This window comes from Microbacterium sp., from assembly GCF_046295495.1.
In the GTDB taxonomy this organism is placed as follows: domain Bacteria; phylum Actinomycetota; class Actinomycetes; order Actinomycetales; family Microbacteriaceae; genus Microbacterium.
Genome location: NZ_JBKBNC010000026.1, coordinates 1 through 22508 on the forward strand (window position 1 = coordinate 1; position 22508 = coordinate 22508).

At 70.6% G+C, this 22508-nt stretch carries 16 protein-coding genes; 11 read left to right on the plus strand and 5 right to left on the minus strand.

The features are described from left to right. Positions 1 to 70: 70 nt before the first annotated feature. The 3 genes from ACK4LS_RS10385 to ACK4LS_RS10395 form a co-directional block, all read right to left on the minus strand. On the minus strand, positions 71 to 559 hold the full coding sequence (locus ACK4LS_RS10385; RefSeq protein ID WP_409716806.1) for a SprT-like domain-containing protein: 489 nt from the start codon (positions 557 to 559) through the stop codon (positions 71 to 73). A 30-nt stretch (positions 560 to 589) separates the two neighbouring features. Continuing rightward, positions 590 to 1117 (minus strand): tetratricopeptide repeat protein, encoded by a 528-nt coding sequence (locus ACK4LS_RS10390; RefSeq protein ID WP_409716808.1) that lies wholly within the window; start codon positions 1115 to 1117, stop codon positions 590 to 592. Between the two features lie 94 nt (positions 1118 to 1211). After that, positions 1212 to 2078 (minus strand): spermidine synthase, encoded by an 867-nt coding sequence (locus ACK4LS_RS10395; RefSeq protein ID WP_409716810.1) that lies wholly within the window; start codon positions 2076 to 2078, stop codon positions 1212 to 1214. A gap of 357 nt (positions 2079 to 2435) precedes the next feature. Here ACK4LS_RS10395 and ACK4LS_RS10400 point away from each other — a divergent pair, with 357 nt between their 5' ends. The 3 genes from ACK4LS_RS10400 to ACK4LS_RS10410 all read left to right on the plus strand — a co-directional run bounded on the left by ACK4LS_RS10400 (position 2436) and on the right by ACK4LS_RS10410 (position 6198). Continuing rightward, complete coding sequence (locus ACK4LS_RS10400; RefSeq protein ID WP_409716812.1) at positions 2436 to 4103, plus strand: ABC transporter substrate-binding protein; 1668 nt, start codon at positions 2436 to 2438, stop codon at positions 4101 to 4103. A gap of 134 nt (positions 4104 to 4237) precedes the next feature. Then, positions 4238 to 5242, plus strand: a complete 1005-nt coding sequence (locus tag ACK4LS_RS10405) for an ABC transporter permease (RefSeq protein ID WP_409716814.1) — start codon at positions 4238 to 4240, stop codon at positions 5240 to 5242. Between the two features lie 71 nt (positions 5243 to 5313). Next, a complete protein-coding gene (locus tag ACK4LS_RS10410; protein WP_409716845.1) occupies positions 5314 to 6198 on the plus strand; it encodes an ABC transporter permease in 885 nt (294 codons plus the stop codon). A 175-nt stretch (positions 6199 to 6373) separates the two neighbouring features. On the opposite strand, the gene ACK4LS_RS10415 is transcribed toward ACK4LS_RS10410, so the two are convergent. After that, positions 6374 to 8041: an ABC transporter ATP-binding protein gene (locus tag ACK4LS_RS10415; RefSeq protein ID WP_409716816.1), complete on the minus strand. Its 1668-nt coding sequence runs from the start codon at positions 8039 to 8041 to the stop codon at positions 6374 to 6376. A gap of 168 nt (positions 8042 to 8209) precedes the next feature. Here ACK4LS_RS10415 and ACK4LS_RS10420 point away from each other — a divergent pair, with 168 nt between their 5' ends. The 5 genes from ACK4LS_RS10420 (at position 8210) to ACK4LS_RS10440 (ending at position 19243) form a co-directional block, all read left to right on the plus strand. Beyond that, positions 8210 to 8962 carry a 5-oxoprolinase subunit PxpA gene (locus ACK4LS_RS10420; RefSeq protein ID WP_409716818.1) on the plus strand — a complete coding sequence of 251 codons (753 nt, stop codon included), beginning with the start codon at positions 8210 to 8212 and terminating at the stop codon, positions 8960 to 8962. A 68-nt stretch (positions 8963 to 9030) separates the two neighbouring features. Continuing rightward, positions 9031 to 10734, plus strand: a complete 1704-nt coding sequence (locus tag ACK4LS_RS10425; protein WP_409716847.1) for a 5-oxoprolinase/urea amidolyase family protein — start codon at positions 9031 to 9033, stop codon at positions 10732 to 10734. 273 nt (positions 10735 to 11007) lie between these two features. Continuing rightward, entirely contained in the window at positions 11008 to 14505 is a 3498-nt protein-coding gene (locus tag ACK4LS_RS10430; protein ID WP_409716820.1) for a DNA-directed RNA polymerase subunit beta, read from the plus strand. Positions 14506 to 14561: 56 nt separating this feature from the next. After that, positions 14562 to 18437, plus strand: a complete 3876-nt coding sequence (gene rpoC, locus ACK4LS_RS10435; RefSeq protein ID WP_409716822.1) for a DNA-directed RNA polymerase subunit beta' — start codon at positions 14562 to 14564, stop codon at positions 18435 to 18437. Positions 18438 to 18643: 206 nt separating this feature from the next. Next, on the plus strand, positions 18644 to 19243 hold the full coding sequence (locus tag ACK4LS_RS10440; RefSeq protein ID WP_409716824.1) for a hypothetical protein: 600 nt from the start codon (positions 18644 to 18646) through the stop codon (positions 19241 to 19243). A gap of 55 nt (positions 19244 to 19298) precedes the next feature. Here the strand turns inward: ACK4LS_RS10440 and ACK4LS_RS10445 are convergent, their stop codons facing one another. After that, positions 19299 to 19883, minus strand: a complete 585-nt coding sequence (locus ACK4LS_RS10445) for a hypothetical protein (RefSeq protein WP_409716826.1) — start codon at positions 19881 to 19883, stop codon at positions 19299 to 19301. Between the two features lie 119 nt (positions 19884 to 20002). Between ACK4LS_RS10445 and ACK4LS_RS10450 the strand changes: the two genes are divergently transcribed. The 3 genes from ACK4LS_RS10450 (at position 20003) to ACK4LS_RS10460 (ending at position 22488) form a co-directional block, all read left to right on the plus strand. Then, on the plus strand, positions 20003 to 21097 hold the full coding sequence (locus ACK4LS_RS10450) for an ABC transporter (RefSeq protein ID WP_409716828.1): 1095 nt from the start codon (positions 20003 to 20005) through the stop codon (positions 21095 to 21097). A 10-nt stretch (positions 21098 to 21107) separates the two neighbouring features. Further along, positions 21108 to 21590 (plus strand): hypothetical protein, encoded by a 483-nt coding sequence (locus tag ACK4LS_RS10455; protein WP_409716830.1) that lies wholly within the window; start codon positions 21108 to 21110, stop codon positions 21588 to 21590. Between the two features lie 235 nt (positions 21591 to 21825). Then, complete coding sequence (locus tag ACK4LS_RS10460; RefSeq protein ID WP_409716832.1) at positions 21826 to 22488, plus strand: spermidine/putrescine ABC transporter substrate-binding protein; 663 nt, start codon at positions 21826 to 21828, stop codon at positions 22486 to 22488. Positions 22489 to 22508: the final 20 nt, after the last annotated feature.

Genomic DNA, 22508 nt, shown 5'->3' on the forward strand with positions numbered 1-22508 from the left:
GACGCCGCGGGGGCAGAGCGCCCGCCCGCCGAGCGCTCTGCCCCCGCGGCGTCGCCGACGCGAGCCGCGGCTACCGCGGCGTCGCCGCCGCGAGACGCTCGGCCGGGGTGATCTCGCGCCGCACCCACGACAGGGCGTAGCGGGGATCGAAGGAGGGGGCGCACTTCGCGCACGAGGTGGGGCGGGTGGCGCGGCGGTGCCGGTAGGCGACGTGTCCGACCGGACAGGTGCCCACCCAGGGGGCGAGTTCGTTCGCGGTCTCGCCCGCGTGCGTGGTGCCGCCGACGTATCCGAGGTCGTGCGCGGTGCGCTTCCAGGCGGGGCCGTGCCCGGCCGTGGCGCCCGCGAGCGCGTGCGCCACCTCGTGCAGGAGCGTCTGGTGATTGGTGTCGTCGTCGTAGCGCGCGGCGAGATAGCGGGAGACGCTGATGCGCTTGCGCCCGTAGTCGCACAACCCCGCGCGGCGCTTGGCGTTGTCGAACCCGAACGACCACGACGGGTCGAGGTGCAGGGCGATCAACGCCTCGGCCCACGTGCGTACGCGCTGCAGATCGGACATGACCGGAAGACTAAGCGGGGCCTACGACACTCAGCTCGCGACGACCTCGCGCGTGCGGCGCCGGTCGGCCGCGTCGATCGCGAGCAGCGTCGACTCGAGTTGCGCGTCGGTGGCGCCGGAGTTCTGACGCAGGAAGAGCGCCTGCTTGAAGTCGCGGCGTGCGGCGTCGTAGTCGCCCTCGTCGTAGTGCACCTTGCCGCGGTGCTGGAGCGCGAACGCGGCGATGCTCGCCCAGCCCTGGCCCTCGGCCTCCTCCGCGCACATGGTGAGTTCCTGCTCGGCGGCGGCGTACGCGCCGCGGCACTGCATGATCGTGGCGTGCAGGATGCGCGCGCGCAGCAGATCGCGACGCGTTCCGGCCATGCGCGCCACGCGCACCGACTGCTCCGAGATCGACAGTGCCTCGTCGAACCGGTCCAGCACCTTCAGCAGCCAGACCCTCTCGAGGAGGGCGTGCAGGCTGCGCTGCGAACCGATCTCCTCGAGACGCTCCTGGCACTCGCGGGAGTCGGTGATCTCGCGCAGCGTGTCGGGGTCGTACCCGTGGATGTAGCTCACCGTCGCTCCTCTCGGTCGGGCAGGACTTCCAGTGTGCGTCGCCCGCGCGCCGACACCGCACGCGCCACGCGGTCGGGGTGCGAAAGCGCCCGGATCAGCGTTCGAAGATCGACGCCGAGGGCTTCGGCGAGGGGGTCGCGTCGGCGTCGGTCGCGGGTCGGGATCCGCGCACGAACTCCGCGATCTCCTCGCCCTGAGCGACCTTGGCCGGGTGGGGGCCGGCCGCCATCAGCCGCGGCAGCCACTCGACGGGCAGCGGGGCGGCCGAGGCCGCGACCACGAGGTTGCCGAACCGGCGGCCCTTGAGCACCTGCACCTCGGCGAGCACGATCACCTCGGGCAGCACCTCGAGGATCGTCGCGACCTGCCGACGCGCGAACGCCAGGCCCGGCCCGTCCGAGACGTTCACCAGCAGCACGCCGTCGGGCGCGAGCAGCGAGGCGGCCTCCCGGTAGAACTCCACCGTGGTCAGGTGCGCGGGCGTCTGCGCGCCCGAGTAGACGTCGCTGACGAGCAGGTCGACCGCTCCGTGCAGGCCGCCGGGCAGGCGCGCGAGCCCGGCGCGGGCGTCGCCGATGCGCACGCGGATCGCGGCGCCGCGGGGGAGGGCGAGGTTCTCGCGCACGAGATCCCACAGGGCCGGCTCGAGCTCGACGACCTGCTGCCGGGAGCCCGGCCGCGTCGCCTCGACGTAGCGGGGGAGCGTCAGCGCGCCCGCGCCCAGGTGCACGGCGGTCAGGGGTTGTCCCGGCATCCGGAGGCGGTCGATGACCGCGCCCATGCGCGCCACGTACTCGAAGTGCAGGTGCGTGGGGTCGTCGAGGTCGACGTGCGACTGCGGCGTGCCGTCGACGACGAGTTCGAAGCCCGCGACGAACCCCGAGGGCGACACGCGTGCGATCGTCCCGTCCGAGAGTCGCGCCGTGGGGGCGTCGTCGGGTTCGATGCGCATGCGTGCCATGATCCTCACGCTACTCGGCCCCTCCGTCCGCCTGAGCCGACGGAACCCGTCGCTTCCGAGGCGCCTCCCACGACACGGCCGGGCGGTTCGCGGGGGAACGGCCCACTCCCGCGCGCCGGACGGGGAGGACTGGGCAGGGTGCGAAGGCGGCGAGCGCGGACGGGAACGGAATGCATCGTGGGGGCTCGTCGAAGGGCTCAGGATGCCGGATGCCGAAACACGATCGATACAAAGGAGCAATGGGCGCGACGCGGCCCGCCCTGTACGGTCGGGGGAACACAGCAAGCGGAGCGCGGCACGACGACGTGACAGCGCCGTCGTCCTCCTCCCTTCACCCCCCGGAAGGTGCCACGAAAAATGCTCAGTACCCTACGACGCCGTCTGCTGATCGGCGGGGCCGCCGTCGCGATCGGCGCCCTCACCCTCTCGGGCTGCACCAGTCAGCGCGACGACGCCGGCGGGGGCGATGCCGGCGGCGACGTCGACTCGACCTTCGTCTTCGGCGCCTCGGGCGATCCCTCCAGCCTCGACCCCGCCTTCGCGAGCGACGGCGAATCGTTCCGCATCTCGCGTCAGATCTTCGAGGGCCTCGTCGGCGTCGAGCCCGGCACCGCCGACCCCGCGCCCATGCTCGCCGAGAGCTGGACGCAGTCCGACGACGGCCTGTCGTACACCTTCGAGCTCAAAGAGGGCGTGACCTTCCACGACGGCACGGAGTTCAACGCCGACGCGGTGTGCTTCAACTTCGACCGCCAGAACAACTTCACCGGTATCGCGCAGTCCGAGAGCCTGTCGTACTACTGGGGCAAGATCATGCGCGGGTACGCCGACACCGGCTCCTCGATCTACGGCGGCTGCGAGGCCGCGAGCCCGACCGAGGTGACCATCACGCTCACCGAGCCGTTCGCCGGCTTCATCCCGGCGCTCTCGCTCCCGGCCTTCGCGATTCAGAGCCCCACGGCCCTGCAGGAGTACCAGGCCGACGAGGTGGGCGGCACCTCCGAGGCGCCCACCCTCAGCGAGTACGCCCAGGGCCACCCCACCGGCACCGGCCCCTTCGAGTTCGACTCGTGGGAGCCCGGCGCCGAGGCGACCGTCTCGGCCTACGACGGCTACTGGGGCGAGCAGGGCCAGGTGCAGGAGGTCATCTTCCGCGTGATCGGCGACACCACCGCGCGCCGTCAGGCCCTCGAATCCGGCTCGATCGACGGCTACGACCTGGTCGCCCCGGCCGACCTCGGCGCCCTCGAGAGCGCGGGCTACATGCTCACCAACCGCGACCCGTTCAACATCCTCTACCTCGGCATGAACCAGGCCGACCCGGCGCTGAGCGACATCCGCGTGCGCCAGGCCATCGCGCAGGCGATCGACAAGCAGCAGCTGGTCACCCAGGTGCTGCCCGAGGGCACCACCGTGGCATCCCAGTTCATGCCCGACAGCGTCATCGGCTTCAACTCCGGCGTGACCACCTACGACTTCGACCAGGATGCCGCCAAGGCGCTGCTCGCCGAGGCCGGGTACACCGAGGCCAACCCGCTGACGATCACGTTCAACTACCCCGTGAACATCTCGCGACCGTACATGCCGAACCCCGAGCAGATCTTCACCAACCTGCAGTCGCAGCTGCAGGCGGTGGGCATCGTCGTCAACCCGGTCTCGAACGAGTGGGGCGAGTACCTCGACCTCATCCAGGGCGGCAGCACCCACGGCATCCACCTGCTCGGCTGGACCGGCGACTACAACGACCCCGACAACTTCGTGGGCACGTTCTTCGGCGGACCCTCCAACGAGTGGGGCTTCGACAACGCCGAGCTGTTCTCGGCGCTCACCTCGGCCCGGGGACTTGCGACCGAGTCCGAGCAGGACCCGGCGTACCAGGCCGTGAACGAGCAGATCGCGACGTTCCTGCCGGGTGTGCCGCTGGCCAACCCGGTGCCCACGCTCGCCTTCGCGCCCCGCGTGACGTCGTACCCGGCCAGCCCCGTGCAGGACGAGGTCTACAACCAGATCCAGCTCTCCGAGTGATCCGGATGCCGCGGGCCCCGCGTCGCTTCGGCGTCGGGGCCCGCGGTGACGGGATGCCGCAGGCCCGGCGCCGCCCTGGTGCCGGGGCCCGCGGCATCCCGCGTCCCCCCGCTCCCGACTCCCTGTGAGAACCCGTGCTCCGCACCATCGGCAGGCGCCTGCTCCTGCTCATCCCGACCCTGTTCGGCCTGTCCATCCTCCTCTTCGCCTGGGTGCGCGCGCTCCCCGGCGGTCCCGCCGTCGCCCTGCTGGGTGAGCGGGCGACGCCCGAGGCCGTCGCCCGCATCAACGAGCTCTACGGCTTCAACGAGCCGCTGTACGTGCAGTACTTCACGTGGCTCGGTCGACTGGCCACCGGCGACTTCGGCTCCTCGATCCAGACCGGGCGCCCCGTCCTCGAGGAGTTCGTGCGCCGTTTCCCGGCCACCCTCGAGCTGTCGATCGGCGCCCTCATCGTCGCGGTGGGCATCGGCATCCCGCTCGGCTACTGGGCCGCGCGTCGCCACGGCAAGATCTGGGACCACACCGCGGTCGTGCTCAGCCTCATCGGCATCACGATCCCGGTGTTCTTCCTGGCGTTCATCCTGAAGTACGTCTTCGCCGTGCAGCTGGGCTGGCTGCCCTCCGACGGGCGGCAGAACCCGCGCATCGACGCCACCCACTACACGAACCTCTACGTCTTCGACGGCCTCATCACGGGCGAATTCGACGCGTCATGGGATGCCCTCCTCCACCTGATCCTGCCGGCCATCGCGCTCGGCACCATCCCGCTCGCGATCATCGTGCGCATCACCCGCGCGTCGGTGCTCGAGGTGCAGAACGCCGACTACTTGCGCACGGGACGCGCGAAGGGCATCGGCGTCTCGACGCTGCGCAACCGCTTCATCCTGCGCAACGCCATGCTCCCCGTCATCACGACGGTGGGTCTTCAGGCGGGCCTGCTCATCTCGGGGGCGGTGCTCACCGAGACGGTCTTCGCCTTCCCGGGCATCGGGCAGTTCCTCGCGCGGGCGATCTTCACGCGCGACTTCCCGGTGCTGCAGGGCTTCATCATCTTCATCGCGATCGCGTACGCGCTCATCAACCTGCTGGTCGACCTGTCGTACAGCGTCATCGACCCGAGAGTGAGAGTCCAGTGAGCTCCGGCATCCTTCCTCCCGCCCCGAGCGGCGGTCCCGTCGACGACAACGCGGTGGTCGATTCGCAGCTGATGGCCGCGCAGACCCGCGGCGGCTTCTGGCACGACGTGTTCCAGCGCCTGCGCCGCAGCCCCGTCGCCTGGATCGGCGCGATCATCGTGCTCGCGTTCCTGCTCGTGGCCGCCCTCGCACCGCTGCTCGCGCCTTATCCGGCCGAGTCGCTGCCGGGTCAGCGTTTCATCACGCCGACCGACATCCCCGGGCCGGGCGAGATGGCGGAGTTCCCCCTCGGTCTCGACCGCTTCGGTGGCGACGTGCTGTCCAAGCTCATCTGGGGTGCGCAGGCCTCGCTGCAGATCGGTGTGATCTCGACCGCTCTCGGTCTTCTCGGCGGCATGTTCCTCGGGCTGCTCGCCGGCATGTTCGGCGGATGGGTCGATGCGCTCGTCATGCGCTTCGTCGACATCCTGCTCTCGGTGCCCAACCTGCTGCTCGCCGTGTCGATCGCGGCGATCCTCGGGCAGAGCCAGCTCGCGATCATGATCGCGATCGGCGCGTCGCAGGTGCCGGTCTTCGCGCGTCTGCTGCGGGCGTCGATGCTGCAGCAACGCGGCGCCGACTACGTGCTGTCGGCGCAGACCCTGGGCCTGAGCCGGCGCTCGATCACCATGACCCATGTGCTGCCCAACAGCGTCGGGCCCGTGATCGTGCAGGGGACGCTCACGCTCGCGACCGCCGTCATCGACGCCGCGGCCCTGTCGTTCCTGGGCCTCGGCGGCGGACTCCCGCAGACCGCCGAGTGGGGCCGCATGCTCACCTACGCGCAGGCCGAGCTGGCGATCGCCCCGTGGCTGGCGTTCCTGCCGGGCATCTGCATCGCGGTGACCGCGCTGGGCTTCACGCTGCTGGGCGAATCCCTCCGCGAGGCGATGGACCCGCGGACGCGGGCGCGGTAGCGCGTCGCGTCGCTGTTCCGGCCCCCGCCCGTGCGGTGGGGGCCGCGGCGTCGCTGTCACCGCCGCGGCTGTCACCGCCGCGAGAACAGGGCATCGTTCGAGAACAGGGCCGCGTCGCGCTGACGCGGCCTGTCTCCGAACGATCCCCTGTTCTGAGCGGAGCGCGGGCGGCTCCTCAGCCGGTCAGACCCAGCTCGTTCCCCGGAATCGAGGCGAGCAGGCGCCGCGTGTACGGGTCGCGGGGATTGGTGAAGACCTCTTCACTGGATGCCGCCTCGACCAGGCGCCCGTCCTTCATCACGCACACGTAGTCGCTGATGAGGCGCACCACCGCGAGGTCGTGCGAGATGAAGAGGTAGCTCAGGCCGTACTCGCGCTGCAGGTCGCCGAGAAGCTCGAGGATCTGCGCCTGCACGAGCACGTCGAGCGCCGACACCGGCTCGTCGCACACGATCAGCTCGGGCGAGAGGGCGAGGGCCCGCGCGATCGCGACGCGCTGTCGCTGCCCGCCCGACAGCTCGGAGGGGTAGCGGCGCAGCATGGATGCCGGCAGGGCGACGTCGTCCATGAGCTGACGCACGCGCGTGGCCCGCTCGGCCTTCGACCCGCGCTTGTAGACGTTGAGGGGTTCCTCGACGATGCGCTCGACGGTGAACATCGGGTTCAGGCTCGAGTAGGGGTCCTGGAAGATCGGCTGCACCTTCTGACGGAACTGCCGCAGCGCGTCGCCCTTCAGTGCCGTGACGTCCTGCCCGTCGAACAGGATCGATCCGCTCGTGGGCTCGACCACCTTCAGCAGCATGCGGGCCGTGGTGGTCTTGCCGGAGCCCGATTCGCCGACGATCGCGACGGTCTGACCGCGCGGAATCGACAGTGACACGTCGTCGACCGCGCGGAAGTCGTCGCCGCGGCCCCGCACGGGGTAGACCTTGGTGAGGTTGGTGATCTCCACGATGTGGTCGCGCGCGGGCTCGACCGTGCGCTCGCCGCGGAAGTCCTCGGGGCGCAGCCGTACGGCGGCGACCGACGGAGCGGCGGCCACGAGGGATTTCGTGTACTCGTGCTGCGGGTCCTCGAGGATCTGCCGCGCCGGTCCCTGCTCGACGACGCGACCGCGGTGCATCACGACGACTCTCGAGGCACGCTCCGCGGCGAGACCGAGGTCGTGGGTGATGAGGAGGACGGCTGCGCCGAGCTCGTTCGTCTGCTTGTCGATCTGGTCGAGGATCGTCTGCTGCACGGTGACGTCGAGGGCGCTGGTCGGCTCGTCGGCGATGAGCAGTCGCGGCCGGCACGCCAGCCCGATGGCGATGAGCGCGCGCTGGCGCATGCCGCCGGAGAACTCGTGCGGGTACTGCGTCGCCCGCTTCTCGGCATCCGGGAGTCCGGCGGCCTCGAGCGCCTCGACCACCTTGCCCTTGAGCGTGGAGCGGTCCGCGAGTCCGTGGGCGAGCAGCGTCTCGGCCACCTGCGTGCCGATCTTCGCGACGGGGTTGAGGTTCGACATCGGGTCCTGCGGCACGAGGCCGATCTGTCGCCCGCGCACCTGACGCATGCGGGCTTCGCCGAACGTCGTGAGGTCTTCGCCGTCGAGCAGGATCTGGCCGCGGGCGACGCGCCCGCCGGAGGCCAACAGCCCGATGATCGCCATCGCGGTCGTGGACTTGCCGGAGCCGGACTCGCCGACGATCGCGATGGTTTCACCCGCGTGGATGTCGAGGCTCACCCCATCGACGGCGCGCACCGGGCCGTCCATGGTGGCGAAGTCGACGGCGAGGTCGCGAACGGAGAGCAGGGGGCGGGGGGATGCCGGAGCGGGGGGACCGGCGACATCGGAGGTCATCCCCCCATCCTCACCTGCCGCGGTCGTCCTGCCCAGCCCTTCCGTGCGATCGTCACACCCCCGTAACGCGGGCCGGCGCCGTCGAGCGCGTGAGTCGCCGGGTTTCGTCGCCCGAATCCCACCCGCAGCGTCGGTTCCCGCCGACTCGCACGGCGCTACCGTGGCAGCATGCGCGTGGACCTCAACGCCGACCTGGGCGAAACCGTCGAGGGGATGCCGACCGCCGACGACGAAGCCATGTTCGCCCTCGTCTCCAGCGCCAACATCGCCTGCGGCGGGCACGCGGGCGATGCCGCGTCGATGACGGATGCCGTCGAGAGGGCCGCCCGCTTCGGTGTCGCCGTCGGAGCGCACCCCTCCTACGACGACCGCGAGAACTTCGGGCGGGTGCGTCGCGACCCGACGCCGGCGGACCTTCGCGTGAGCGTCGCCGCGCAGCTCGACGCGCTGGCCGCCGCGGGTGCCGATCTGCGCTACGTGAAACCCCATGGCGCGCTGTACCACGCCGTCACCGCCGACGCCGGGCAGGCGGCCGCCGTCGTCGCGGCCATAGCCGACCACGCGGCCCGCCTCGGTCGGCCCCTCCCCGTGCTCGGCTTGCCCGGCGCGATCGCCGGGGCCGCGGCATCCGCGGGGCTCCCCTTCGTGCGCGAGGCGTTCCTCGATCGCGGGTACACCCGCGACGGCGCCCTCGTGCCGCGAGGAGCACCGGGCGCCCTCCTCGACGAGCCCGCCCGCGTCGCTGATCGAGCGCTCCGACTGGTGCGCGACGGGGTGGTCGACGCCGTCGACGGCAGCGTGATCGAGGTGGACGCGGCCTCCTTCTGCCTGCACGGCGACAGCCCCGCCGCGGTCGAGATGGCGCGTGCGGTGCGCGCGGCCCTCGACGGCGCGGACGTCGGGGTCCGGGCGCCGTGGTGACCTCCTCCCCGGATGCCGACACCCCGGCGCCCGGAGCCGCGACGCCATCACGGGTCACCGTGCGGCCGATGGGGGAGCGGGCCGTGCTCGCCGAGGTTTCCGACCTGGCCGGCGTGGTGGCGCTGCATGCGGCGCTCGCCGCCGAACCCCTCGCGGGTGTGGAGGAACTCGTCCCGGCCGCCCGAACCGTCCTCGTCGCGTTCGATCCCCGCCGCACCACGCGCGCGGCGGTCGGGGACTGGATCGGCCGCTGCGTGCGGTCCTCCGTCGTCGGGGCGCGACCCGGTGCTCTCGTGGAGGTGCCCCTGCGTTACGACGGCGTCGACCTCGACGACACCGCGAGACTGCTCGGCATCCCCGCGGCCGACCTCGTCTCGCGCCACGCGGGCGTCGAATGGAGCGTCGCGTTCACGGGGTTCGCGCCGGGGTTCGCCTACCTCGTCAGCGCGGAGTGGCCCTTCGACGTGCCGCGCCTGGCGCGACCGCGCACGCGCGTCCCGGCCGGGTCCGTCGGACTCGCGGGCGGCTTCAGCGGCGCCTATCCCCGCGAGACGCCCGGGGGGTGGCGGCTGATCGGCACCACCGACGCCGTGCTCTTCGACCCGGATGCCGCTCGACCGGTGCTGTTGCCGCCCCGAGCGCGCGTGCGGTTCGTGCCGGAGCGCGCGGTCGTCGCGGCCGCGGGGCCCGCGCGTGCCGATCCCGCCGCGACGCGGGCCGCCGCGTTCGCACGGGAGGACGCCGAGCCCGCCGAGGGGCCGACGCCTCCTCCGGCGGCGCCCCCGGGTACCTGTGGCGCACCGGTCGCGAGCGCTGAACATCCCGCGAGCGGAGGACCGGATGCCGCCCCCGCCTCGTTCCCTGCCGGAATCCCCTTCGCGGCGTCGGCCGCCGCACACCGCCCCGGCGATGGGTCGCGCTCCGCTCTCCGCGTCGTCGACCCCGGCGCCTTCGCCACCGTGCAGGACCTCGGACGCCCCGGTCGCGCCGCGCTCGGGATCGGCCGGGCCGGAGCCCTCGATCGCGAGGCCCTGCGCGTGGCCAACCGACTCGTCGGCAACGACGAGGGCGCGGCCGGCCTGGAGATCGCCCTCGGCGGCTTCATCGCCCGCGCCGAGAGAGACACGTGGGTCTGCGTGACCGGCGCGCTCGTCGACGTCGTCGTCGCCGATCGAGCGGTCGACACCTACGCGCCCCGGCTCGTGCCGGCCGGAGCGGAGCTGCGCGTCGGTCATGCTCGCGCGAGCCTTCGCGCCTATCTCGCCGTGCGCGGGGGGATCCTGGCGCCCGCCGCCCTGGGGTCGCGGGCGTACGACGCGCTGGCCGGTCTCGGGCCCGCGCCGATGCGCGCCGGTGACGTCATCGACGTCGGGCCCGCGGCATCCGCGGTCCCGGTCCTCGACACCTTCCCCTGGTCGGTCCCCCCGGCCCTCCGCGAGGTCGCGATCGCCGACGGGCCCCGGGCGGACTGGTTCACCGCGGATGCCGTCTCGACGCTGTCGAGAGCGGAGTGGACCGTCTCGAGCGACGTCGATCGCGTGGGCATCCGCCTCGACGGTCCCGCTCTCGGCCGCGCTCGTGGCGACGAACTCCCCAGCGAGGGGATGCGGCCGGGAGCGATCCAGGTGCCCCCGCACGGGCGCCCGGTCGTCCTGCTGGCGGACGGCCCCGTCACGGGCGGCTACCCGGTGATCGCCGTGGTGACGGATGCCGCCCTCGACGGGCTCGCGCAGGCGAGACCCGGCGATCGCCTCCGTTTCCGGCGCGTCTGACCTCGAGGGCGGAGGGGAATGCTCGACGGGCGCACGCGGTTATACCGCAGGTCCCCATACGCGTCAAGAATTGGACTGGACACGGCGAGTCCTCCCGCGTATGCTTGGACTTTGCGCTCCTCGATTCCCCCTGCCCTCATATGGTGGTCGGCTGAGCCTGTCCGTCCCCGCTTCACCGCGGCGTGCGACGAACAGGTTATCGGGGCAGGAACGCACTCCACCTGACGACAAGGAATCACGAGCCCCTCGCCCGGGCTTCTGGAGGTTATTCCCTTGGCTGCTGCGAGCAACGCATCCACCACCACCACCCCCAAGAGCGGACGCGGAGCATCCCGCCTCTCGTTCGCGAAGATCTCCGACAAGCTGACCGTTCCGGATCTGCTCGCCCTGCAGACCGAGTCGTTCGACTGGCTCGTCGGCAACGAGGCCTGGAAGGCGCGCGTCGCCGAGGCCCAGGCCGCCGGCCGCACCGACGTCCCCGAGATCAGCGGTCTGGAGGAGATCTTCGAGGAGATCTCCCCGATCGAAGACCTCAGCGAGACGATGCAGCTGTCGTTCACCAACCCCTACCTCGAGCCCGAGAAGTACTCGATCGAAGAGTGCAAGGAGCGCGGCAAGACCTACGCCGCCCCGCTCTACGTCGAGGCCGAGTTCATGAACCACCAGACCGGTGAGATCAAGACGCAGACGGTCTTCATGGGCGACTTCCCGCTCCAGACCGACAAGGGCACGTTCATCATCAACGGCACCGAGCGTGTCGTGGTGTCGCAGCTCGTGCGCTCGCCCGGTGTCTACTTCGACAAGACGCCCGACAAGACCTCCGACAAGGACATCGTCTCGGCGCGCGTCATCCCCTCGCGCGGAGCGTGGCTCGAGTTCGAGATCGACAAGCGCGACCAGGTCGGCGTGCGCATCGACCGCAAGCGCAAGCAGTCGGTCACCGTCTTCCTCAAGGCCCTCGGCCTCACCAGCGAGGACATCCTCGCGGAGTTCTCCGGCTTCGACTCCATCGAAGAGACGCTGTCCAAGGACACGATCCTCACGAAGGAAGACGCCCTCCGCGACATCTACCGCAAGCTCCGTCCGGGCGAGCAGGTCGCCGCCGAGGCCGCCCGCGCGCTGCTGGACAACTTCTACTTCAACTCCAAGCGCTACGACCTGGCCAAGGTGGGTCGCTACAAGATCAACCAGAAGCTCGGCCTCGACAAGCCGCTGAGCGACTCGGTGCTGACCGTCGACGACATCGTCGCCACGATCAAGTACCTGGTGCGCCTGCACCGCGGCGACGTCACGTTCGACGGCGTCCGCGGTGGTCAGAATGCCGAGATCCGTCTCGACACCGACGACATCGACAACTTCGGCAACCGCCGCATCCGCGCCGTCGGCGAGCTCATCCAGAACCAGGTCCGCACCGGTCTGTCGCGCATGGAGCGCGTCGTCCGCGAGCGCATGACCACGCAGGACATCGAGGCGATCACGCCGCAGACCCTGATCAACGTGCGCCCCGTCGTCGCCGCGATCAAGGAGTTCTTCGGAACCTCGCAGCTGTCGCAGTTCATGGACCAGAACAACCCGCTCGCGGGTCTGACCCACAAGCGCCGCCTGTCGGCCCTGGGCCCGGGCGGTCTGTCGCGTGAGCGCGCCGGCGTCGAGGTCCGCGACGTCCACCCGTCGCACTACGGCCGCATGTGCCCCATCGAGACGCCCGAAGGCCCGAACATCGGTCTGATCGGCTCGCTCGCCTCGTTCGCACGCATCAACGCGTTCGGCTTCATCGAGACGCCGTACCGTCGCGTGGTCGACGGCCGGGTGACCGACCAGATCGACTACCTCACCGCCAGCGAGGAGAGCGACCACATCGTCGCCCAGGCCGGTGTCGCCCTCAAGGCCGACGGCCACTTCGTGGAGGACCGCATCCTGGCCCGCCGCGGTCAGGGTGGCGAGGTCGACCTGTTCCCCGTCGACGAGATCGGCTACATGGACGTCTCGCCGCGCCAGATGGTGTCGGTGGCGACCTCGCTCATCCCGTTCCTCGAGCACGACGACGCCAACCGCGCCCTCATGGGTGCGAACATGCAGCGCCAGGCCGTGCCGCTCGTGCGCAGCGAGTCGCCCGTCGTGGGTACCGGTATGGAGGGCTTCGCCGCCATCGACGCCGGTGACGTCGTCACCGCCGACAAGGCCGGCGTCGTGCTGGAGGTCTCGGCCGATGTCGTGACCGTGCAGCTCGACGAGGGCGGCACGCAGGACTACTTCCTGCGCAAGTTCGACCGCTCCAACCAGGGGACGTCGTACAACCAGCGCGTGGTGGTCTCCGCCGGTGAGCGCGTGGAAGCCGGCGAGGTCATCGCCGACGGCCCCGCCACCGAGAACGGTGAGCTCGCCCTCGGCAAGAACCTCCTCGTGGCGTTCATGACGTGGGAGGGTCACAACTTCGAGGACGCGATCATCCTCAGCCAGGACCTCGTGAAGGACGACACGCTGTCGTCGATCCACATCGAGGAGTACGAGGTCGACGCGCGCGACACCAAGCTCGGCAAGGAGGAGATCACCCGTGACCTCCCCAACGTCAGCCCCGACCTGCTGAAGGACCTCGACGACCGCGGCATCATCCGCATCGGCGCCGAGGTGCGTCCCGGCGACATCCTCGTCGGCAAGGTCACGCCCAAGGGCGAGACCGAGCTCAGCGCCGAGGAGCGCCTGCTCCGCGCGATCTTCAACGAGAAGAGCCGCGAAGTCCGTGACACCTCGCTGAAGGTCCCCCACGGCGAGCAGGGCACGATCATCGCCGTCAAGGAGTTCAACGCCGAAGACGGCGACGACGAGCTCGGCTCGGGCGTCAACCGTCGCGTGGTGGTCTACATCGCCCAGAAGCGCAAGATCACCGAGGGCGACAAGCTCGCCGGCCGCCACGGCAACAAGGGTGTCATCGCCAAGATCCTCCCGATCGAGGACATGCCCTTCCTGTCCGACGGCACGCCGGTCGACATCATCCTGAACCCGCTCGGCATCCCGGGTCGAATGAACTTCGGCCAGGTCCTCGAGCTGCACCTCGGATGGATCGCCCAGCAGGGCTGGAAGGTGGAGGGCACCCCCGAGTGGGCTGCCCAGCTGCCCGAGTCGGCCCGCGAGGCCGCCCCCGGCACCAAGGTCGCCACCCCGGTGTTCGACGGCGCCTTCGAGGCCGAGATCGCGGGTCTGCTCGACTCCACGATCCCGAACCGCGACGGCGACCGCCTGGTCGACAGCTCGGGCAAGACGCGCCTGTTCGACGGCCGCTCCGGCGAGCCGTTCCCGGCGCCCATCTCGGTCGGCTACATGTACATCCTGAAGCTGCACCACCTGGTCGACGACAAGATCCACGCGCGTTCGACGGGCCCCTACTCGATGATCACCCAGCAGCCGCTCGGCGGTAAGGCCCAGTTCGGTGGCCAGCGCTTCGGTGAGATGGAGGTCTGGGCGCTCGAGGCCTACGGTGCCGCCTACGCACTGCAGGAGCTGCTGACGATCAAGTCCGACGACATCCTCGGCCGCGTCAAGGTGTACGAGGCGATCGTCAAGGGCGAGAACATCCAGGAGCCCGGCATCCCCGAGTCGTTCAAGGTGCTCATGAAGGAGATGCAGTCGCTCTGCTTGAACGTCGAGGTCCTCTCGGCAGACGGCACGGCGGTCAACCTCCGCGACACGGATGACGACGCCTTCCGCGCCGCGGAAGAGCTCGGCATCAACATCTCCAGCCGCTTCGAGTCCTCGTCGATCGACGAGATCTGAGCTTCCAGCTCAGCGACCCAGCTCAGATTTCAGAGAATTCCGACACAGGAGAACCAGTGCTCGAATCAACCACTTTCGATCAGATCCGTATCGGTCTGGCCACCGCCGACGACATCCGTCGTTGGTCCTTCGGTGAGGTCAAGAAGCCCGAGACGATCAACTACCGCACCCTGAAGCCCGAGAAGGACGGCCTCTTCGGCGAGCAGATCTTCGGGCCCTCCCGCGACTGGGAGTGCGCCTGCGGCAAGTACAAGCGCGTGCGCTTCAAGGGCATCGTCTGCGAGCGCTGCGGCGTCGAGGTCACCAAGTCCTCGGTCCGTCGCGAGCGCATGGGCCACATCGAGCTCGCCGCGCCCGTCACGCACATCTGGTACTTCAAGGGCGTGCCCTCGCGCCTGGGCTACCTGCTCGACATGGCGCCGAAGGACCTCGAGAAGGTCATCTACTTCGCCGCCTACATGGTCATCTCGGTCGACGAGGATGCTCGTCACCGCGACCTGGCCACGCAGGAGAACAACATCCGTCTCGAGCTGAAGACGCTCGGCGACCGCCGCGATGCCCGCATCGCCGCCCGCCTGGCCAAGCTCGAGGAGGAGCTCGCCGCCCTCGAGGCGGAGGGCGCCAAGGCCGACCAGAAGAAGAAGGTCAAGGACGCCGCCGAGAAGGACATGACGGCGGCCCGCAAGAACGCCGACGAGCAGATCGCCAAGCTCGAGCGCGTGTGGGAGGACTTCCGCACCCTCGAGGTGGGCGCCCTGAAGCCGGAGGACGACGTCTTCCACGAGCTCCAGGACCGCTTCGGTCAGTACTTCGAGGCCCACATGGGTGCGGAGTCGATCAAGCGCCGTCTCGAGACCTTCGACCTGCAGGCCGAGGCCGACAGCCTCCACCTGCAGATCTCCGAGGGCAAGGGTCAGCGCAAGATCCGCGCGATCAAGCGCCTGAAGGTCGTCAACTCGTTCCTGCAGACCGGCATGTCGCCGGCCTCGATGGTGCTCGACGTCGTTCCGGTGATCCCGCCGGAGCTGCGCCCGATGGTCCAGCTCGACGGTGGCCGTTTCGCCACCAGCGACCTGAACGACCTCTACCGTCGCGTGATCAACCGCAACAACCGCCTCCGTCGCCTGATCGACCTCGGCGCCCCCGAGATCATCGTCAACAACGAGAAGCGCATGCTGCAGGAGGCCGTCGACGCGCTGTTCGACAACGGCCGCCGTGGTCGCCCCGTCACCGGTACCGGTAACCGCGCCCTGAAGTCCCTGAGCGACATGCTCAAGGGAAAGCAGGGTCGCTTCCGCCAGAACCTGCTCGGAAAGCGCGTGGACTACTCGGGCCGTTCCGTCATCATCGTCGGACCCCAGCTCAAGCTCCACCAGTGCGGTCTGCCCAAGCAGATGGCCCTCGAGCTGTTCAAGCCGTTCGTGATCAAGCGCCTGATCGACCTCGGTCACTCGCAGAACATCAAGGCCGCCAAGCGTGCCGTCGAGCGCTACCGTCCCGAGGTCTGGGACGTGCTGGAAGAGATCATCCGCGAGCGCCCCGTGCTGCTGAACCGTGCACCCACCCTGCACCGTCTCGGCATCCAGGCGTTCGAGCCCCAGCTCGTCGAGGGCAAGGCGATCCAGCTGCACCCGCTCGTGTGCGCGGCGTTCAACGCCGACTTCGACGGTGACCAGATGGCCGTGCACCTGCCGCTGTCGGTCGAGGCCCAGGCCGAGGCCCGCGTGCTGATGCTCGCCTCGAACAACATCCTGAAGCCGTCGGACGGCCGTCCGGTCACCCTGCCCTCGCAGGACATGATCATCGGTCTGCACCACCTCACCACCCTCAAGGAGGGTGCCGTGGGCGAGGGCCGTGCGTTCGGTTCGGTGGGCGAGGCGATCCTGGCCAAGGACGAGGGCACCCTCGACCTGCAGGCCAAGGCGCGCATCCGCATCCCCGGCCTGACGTTCCTCGAGGGCCAGGCGCCCGAGGGCTACGACAAGCACGGTCTCGTCGACGCGTCGCTCGGCCAGGCGATCTTCAACGACACGCTCCCCAAGGGCTACCCGTTCGTGCGCGAACAGGCCGACAAGGGCAAGCTGTCGCAGATCGTCAACAAGCTCGCCGAGGAGTACCCGAAGGTCGAGGTCGCGGCATCGCTCGACCGCATCAAGGATGCCGGCTTCTACTGGGCCACCCGTTCGGGTGTCACGGTGGCGCTGAGCGACATCCTCACGCCCCCCAACAAGGGCGAGATCGTCGCGGGCTACGAGAAGCAGGCCGCGAAGGTCCAGGGCCAGTACGAGAAGGGTCTCACCACCGACGCCGAGCGTCGCCAGGAGCTCATCAAGATCTGGACCGAGGCCACCGACGAGGTCCAGAAGGCGATGCGGGACAACTTCCCCGCCGACAACACCATCAACCGCATGGTCTCGTCGGGCGCCCGTGGTAACTGGCTGCAGATCCGCAACATCGCGGGTATGCGAGGCCTGGTGAACAACCCGAAGGGTGAGATCATCCCTCGCCCGATCATCTCGTCGTACCGTGAGGGTCTGTCGGTCGCCGAGTACTTCATCGCGACGCACGGTGCCCGTAAGGGTCTGGCCGACACGGCCCTCCGTACGGCCGACTCGGGTTACCTCACGCGCCGTCTGGTCGACGTCTCGCAGGACGTCATCATCCGCGAGGAGGACTGCGGCACGTCGAAGGGCCTCGAGCTTCCGATCGCTGCGGCAGGCTCCACCGGTGAGCTGGTCAAGGACGCCAACGTCGAGAACTCGGTGTTCGCTCGCACGCTCGCCACGGCTGTCGTCGACGCGCAGGGCACCGTGCTGGCCGAGGCCGGCGACGACGTGGGCGACGTGCTCATCAACAAGCTGGTCGAGGGCGGTGTGGAGTCGATCAAGGTCCGCTCCGTGCTGACCTGCGACTCGGCGGTCGGTGTCTGCGCGAAGTGCTACGGCCGCTCGCTGGCCACCGGCAAGATCGTCGACATCGGCGAGGCCGTCGGCATCATCGCGGCCCAGTCGATCGGTGAGCCCGGTACCCAGCTGACGATGCGTACCTTCCACACCGGTGGTTCCGCGTCGGCCGACGACATCACGCAGGGTCTGCCCCGCGTGCAGGAGCTGTTCGAGGCGCGTACCCCGAAGGGTGCGTCCCCGATCGCCGAGGCCGACGGTCGCATCACGATCGACGAGACCGAGAAGGCCAAGAAGGTCATCCTCACGCCCGACAACGGCGACGAGCCGGTGGTCTACCCCGTCCTGAAGCGCGCGACGCTCCTGGTCGAGGACGGCCAGCACGTCTCCGTCGGCGAGCCCCTCCAGGTCGGAACGCTCGACCCCAAGGAGGTCATGCGCGTGCAGGGTGCCCGCGAGGTGCAGAAGTACCTCGTCAACGGCGTCCAGGGCGTGTACCGCTCGCAGGGTGTGCCGATCCACGACAAGCACATCGAGGTCATCGTCCGACAGATGCTCCGCAAGGTCACCGTCGTCGACCACGGCGACACCGATCTGTTGCCCGGTGAGCTGGTGGACTTCAAGCGCTACCAGAGCATCAACCGCGAGACGGTCGGCGAGGGCAAGCGCCCCGCGTCGGGTCGTCCCGAGCTGATGGGTATCACGAAGGCGTCGCTCGCGACCGAATCGTGGCTGTCGGCCGCGTCGTTCCAGGAGACCACCCGCGTCCTGACGCAGGCGGCCATGGAGGGCAAGAGCGACCCGCTCGTCGGCCTCAAGGAGAACGTCATCATCGGAAAGCTCATCCCCGCCGGAACCGGTCTTGCGAAGTACCGCAACGTCACGGTCGAGGCGACGGAGGAGGCGAAGAGCGAGCGGTACCCCAATCGCATCTTCGCCTCGGACGGCGCGTACAGCGACGCCGACCTGAGCTACGTCGACTTCGACAGCTTCTCGACGGACGACTTCACGCCCGGCACGTACAACTGACGGGAGGGAGCCGGGTCAGCCCGGCTCCCGCCCCGAACGGACGGATGCCGCACACCGCTGCGGCATCCGGATCCCGAAGGCCCTCGGCTCGCGCCGGGGGCCTTCGTCGTGCCACCGGGATGTCCACGTGCGACGCGCGATGGGCGCGGCGTGTCGAGGACCGCGTGTCGCGGGGGAGTGCGCCTACCGTGGAGGCGGAGGAACGCATGGCCCGGATCGGTGGACGCAGCCTGTGGCTGGCATGGCCCGCGGGGCTCCTGTGCGCCGTGGCCGTGGGCGCGCTGGTGGCGCTCGCGGTGCCGGGGGTCCCGACCGCCGTCACGTTCGTCGGCGACACCCTGCGGGCGGCCACGACGACGGTCGCCGTCGAGGAGCCTCCCGCACCGGAACCGGCGGGAGACTGTCGCCACCTCTACTCCCAGCCGCTGTGGTCGTCGCTGGTGTGGTCTCCCGAGGCCCTCCTGTGGCAGCGGCACACCGCGCCCCTCTCGACCCCCGAGGCGGTCGCGGCCGCGTCGCCCGCGGTCGTGGTGACGTGTCACTGGCGCGGCGTGAACGGTCGCTTCGTGGAGACCACGGTGTCGACGGTCTCGGCGGAGGGGGCGGCCGCCGCGGCGACGACCCTCGCCGGTCAGGGCTTCACGTGCGCCAGCGCCGACGGTGCCGTGCATTGCGAGCGCACCGCCGGCGACGTGGTGGAGGTGCACGACCTGCGCGGCGACCGGTGGGTGTCGTCGACCCTCACCGGCTGGGTGCCGCCGGACTACGCCGCAGTCGTGGCATCCCACGCCTTCTTCGGCGAGTGACGGCCGCGCCGAGCCCGCGTCCGTCCGTGCGGGCGGGTGCGGGCGCGACGCCCGCTCAGCCGAAGATCGACGCGATGATGCTCGCGGTGTAGCCCGTGGGGGCGAGGTTGGAGTACTGCGTGTCGACGAGCACGTCATCGCGCCAGTACAGGGTGCGGCCGTCGTTGACCGGGTAGGTGTCGTTGATCCAGGTCTTCTCGCAGCGAGTCCCGGCGTCGGGGGTGTAGCAGCTGAACCCCTGGGTCGCCACGAGGTCGTTGAGCATGTCGAGGGCCGGGCCGCGGTCCATGCGGGAGACCTTCGTCACGAGACCCGTCGTGTCGGCGGCGGGATCGCGCCAGATGCAGATGAGCGAGCCGTCGGACTGCACGCCGGAGGGGCCGGCCGAGGGGTCGTTGAGGGGCACCGCGCTGAGCTGCGACAGCACGTCGGTCGAGAGCATGGACCGGCAGTCGGCCGGGATGCGCACCGCGGATGCCGTGCGCGTGACCGTGGGGATCGGCGTGGGGCTGCTCGAGACGACCGGCGTCGACGGCGAGGGCGCGGCGCCGTCGTCGGCGGGCGCGCAGGCCGTCAGTGCGAGGGCGACGACGCCGGCGAGCAGGGCGACGGCGGCCGAACGGGACGGGCGACCAGGCATGCACACACCCTAAGCGCCCCGTGCGACGGGGTCGAGACGCACATCCGACGGCACGCCTGCGCGGACACCCGCCCTCCGCGGGATAGCCTTGCGCCGCAAGCACCGCGTGAGGAGACCCCATGAGCGACCACAAGCCGCACGGCGACCCTGTGCCCGAGCCCAGAGATTCGTACGGAGACCCGGTCGCCGAGCCCCGGGATGAGGCGCACGACGTCGTCGGTCGCGCCCACGAGGGCCTCGCCGACGCCGAGGCCGCCCGTCGCGACGCGGTCGATCCCGACGCGGCGACCGCCGCGTGGAACGAGCGCGAGCAGGGTGAGCGCGAGGCCTCCGCGGCGATCGACGCGCGCAGCGAGCACCCGGCGCCCGTCGTGCACGACGCTTCTCCGGTCCAGCCGCAGACGGCGTCATCGCCCTCGACGACCTCGGCCGCCGACCTCGACGACGAAGACGCCCGCTGGGCCGCCTACGCGGCGTCCGCGGAGCAGGCCACCGATTCCTCGTCGCACCACGCCGACACCGAAGCCCTCCGCCGCGACGACGCTCCGACGACGGCGGCCCCCGCGGTCGCCACGGGCACCGGCGCCGCCACGGCCGCCGCCTCCGCCCCGGTCGCCGACGAGCCGACCCCCGCCTTCGGCGGCGCGCAGCCCATCTTCGTGCAGGCCCCCGAGGCGCCCCGCCCGCGCGGCAACCGCGGCGCCGCGGGCGTGATCGGCCTGCTCGCCGCGCTCGTCTTCGCGGTGCTGTACCTCGCGGCCACGCTCGGGCTCGGTCTGCTCACCGGATCCATCGAGGCGTCGGGCCTCGGTCAGGCCGCCCTGTCGGCGCTGGCCACCTGGGGTCTGTGGATGCCCACCATCGCCTTCTACCTCGGATTCTGGTTCCTCGGTGCCCTGATCAACCGCGGGCGCTGGGGTCACTGGGTGGTGTGGGGACTCGTCGTGGGCGTGATCGCCTGGGCCGGTCACCTGCTGGGCGTGCTCTTCGCCGCCCCGTTCTGGATGATCACGGCGCGCCAGTCCGCCGAGCTCCTCCAGGACAACGTGCTCGCCCCTCTCGCGATCGTGGCCTTCATCCTCGGCCGCGAGCTCACCATCTGGTTCGGCGCGTGGGTGTCGGCGCGCGGTCGCCGCGTGACCGAGATCAACGCCGAGGCGCAGCGCGAGTACGAGCGCACCCTCGAGGCCGGGCCGCAGCTCTCGCAGCGCTGAGACGGATGCCATGACGAACGAGCCGCGACCGGCGGGGGTGACCCCGCCGGTCGCGGTCGTCTTCGCCTCGGTCACCTTCGTGGCCCTCTCGATCGGCGCCCTCGGCGTGGCGAGCCTGCTGCTGAACGCCGATGTCATCCCGGTAGGCGGCCTCGGCGCCGTGCCCGGGGTGATCGGCCGACTCGGGGCGCTCGCATCCTTCGCGGGCGTGCTGTTGTGGGGGCTGCGCGCCGACCCGCCGGGCTACCTGACCGCCGTCCCCTGTGCGATCGCCGCCTACGTCGGCGAGCTGACCGGCATCGTGATCGGCGCCGTGGTGAGCGGGGCGGACCCCACGCGCGGCGTCGCCGCCGCCGGCGGCGTGGCCCTCGGCTTCGCCGGCCCGGTCGTGGCCGGCGCCGGGCTGGTCGCCGGACTCTTCGGCGTGCTTCTCGTGCGTGCGCGGACGAATGGGCCGCGCTGGCACTGGGAGCGCGACGACGAGGACGACTGATGCGCGGCCCGGTGCGGAGCGACGGAGCCGGGTCATCCACACCGACTCTGCCGGCGCCGGGACGCGACCGGCGGCATGGCCGGCTCCGACTCTCCGCGGCGCTGTCGGCCTCGCGCCGCCACCGCCGAGCTGTCGTCCTCGCGCCACCGCCGCGCTGTCGCTGACGCGCTGTCGCTGACGCGCTGTCGCCGTGGCATCCGCGTGTTCCCGGGCGTGTCGCACTAGCGTAGAGGCCGTGGAGCGATCGCTCGAGAGCCAGGTGGGCCAGGCCGTGGAGGCCTGGCTGCGGTGGTTGCCGCGCTGGGAGCCGTCGAACCACCGCGGGCGGGTGGCGCCGTGCCGTCGCTGTTTCGGGTCGCCGGTGCTCTCCGCCGCCGGGCTCGGCGCCGACGTGCCGCACGGCGTCCAGCACGGGCTCTCGACGCGCGTGAAAGGCATCGTCGACCACGCCGTCGCGGAGTACACCTCACGCAACCTCCCCATGCTGCAGGCCGAGCTCGACCAGCAGGCCGAACGCAATCGTCGTCGGTCCTACCGACCCGCGGAGGGACTCGCCCCCGAGTTCGAGGGCATGCCCCTCGATCCCGACCCGGAGCCCGGATCGCCGTTCCTGTTCACCCTCACGGGGCTCGCCGCCGAAGAGGACGCGACGATCCCCGACCTCCCCCCGCTCTCGGATGCCGCCAAGGCGGCGCTGCGCCAGGAGGTGGGCCTCGCCGACGACTACGCCAACATGATCGGGCGCGAGGTCTGCACGATCCTGCTGCACCACCGGCTGCGCATCCAGGCGGCGGTCGCGGAGTACGTCGAGCCGCAGATCGCAGCGCTGCTCGACGACCTCACCCGTTCCCTCGACGCGCCGTTCGACGGGCGCGAGCCGGGTTCGACGTCATCCTGAGCGGCCCGTCACGTCTGTGC

Coding starts and splice junctions, on each gene's coding strand:
- ACK4LS_RS10385 (WP_409716806.1), bottom strand. CDS start 559: ATGTCCGATCTGCAGCGCGTACGCACGTGGGCCGAGGCGTTGATCGCC.
- ACK4LS_RS10395 (WP_409716810.1), bottom strand. CDS start 2,078: ATGGCACGCATGCGCATCGAACCCGACGACGCCCCCACGGCGCGACTC.
- ACK4LS_RS10400 (WP_409716812.1), top strand. CDS start 2,436: ATGCTCAGTACCCTACGACGCCGTCTGCTGATCGGCGGGGCCGCCGTC.
- ACK4LS_RS10410 (WP_409716845.1), top strand. CDS start 5,314: ATGGCCGCGCAGACCCGCGGCGGCTTCTGGCACGACGTGTTCCAGCGC.
- ACK4LS_RS10415 (WP_409716816.1), bottom strand. CDS start 8,041: ATGACCTCCGATGTCGCCGGTCCCCCCGCTCCGGCATCCCCCCGCCCC.
- ACK4LS_RS10420 (WP_409716818.1), top strand. CDS start 8,210: ATGCGCGTGGACCTCAACGCCGACCTGGGCGAAACCGTCGAGGGGATG.
- ACK4LS_RS10425 (WP_409716847.1), top strand. CDS start 9,031: ATGGGGGAGCGGGCCGTGCTCGCCGAGGTTTCCGACCTGGCCGGCGTG.
- ACK4LS_RS10440 (WP_409716824.1), top strand. CDS start 18,644: ATGGCCCGGATCGGTGGACGCAGCCTGTGGCTGGCATGGCCCGCGGGG.
- ACK4LS_RS10445 (WP_409716826.1), bottom strand. CDS start 19,883: ATGCCTGGTCGCCCGTCCCGTTCGGCCGCCGTCGCCCTGCTCGCCGGC.
- ACK4LS_RS10450 (WP_409716828.1), top strand. CDS start 20,003: ATGAGCGACCACAAGCCGCACGGCGACCCTGTGCCCGAGCCCAGAGAT.
- ACK4LS_RS10455 (WP_409716830.1), top strand. CDS start 21,108: ATGACGAACGAGCCGCGACCGGCGGGGGTGACCCCGCCGGTCGCGGTC.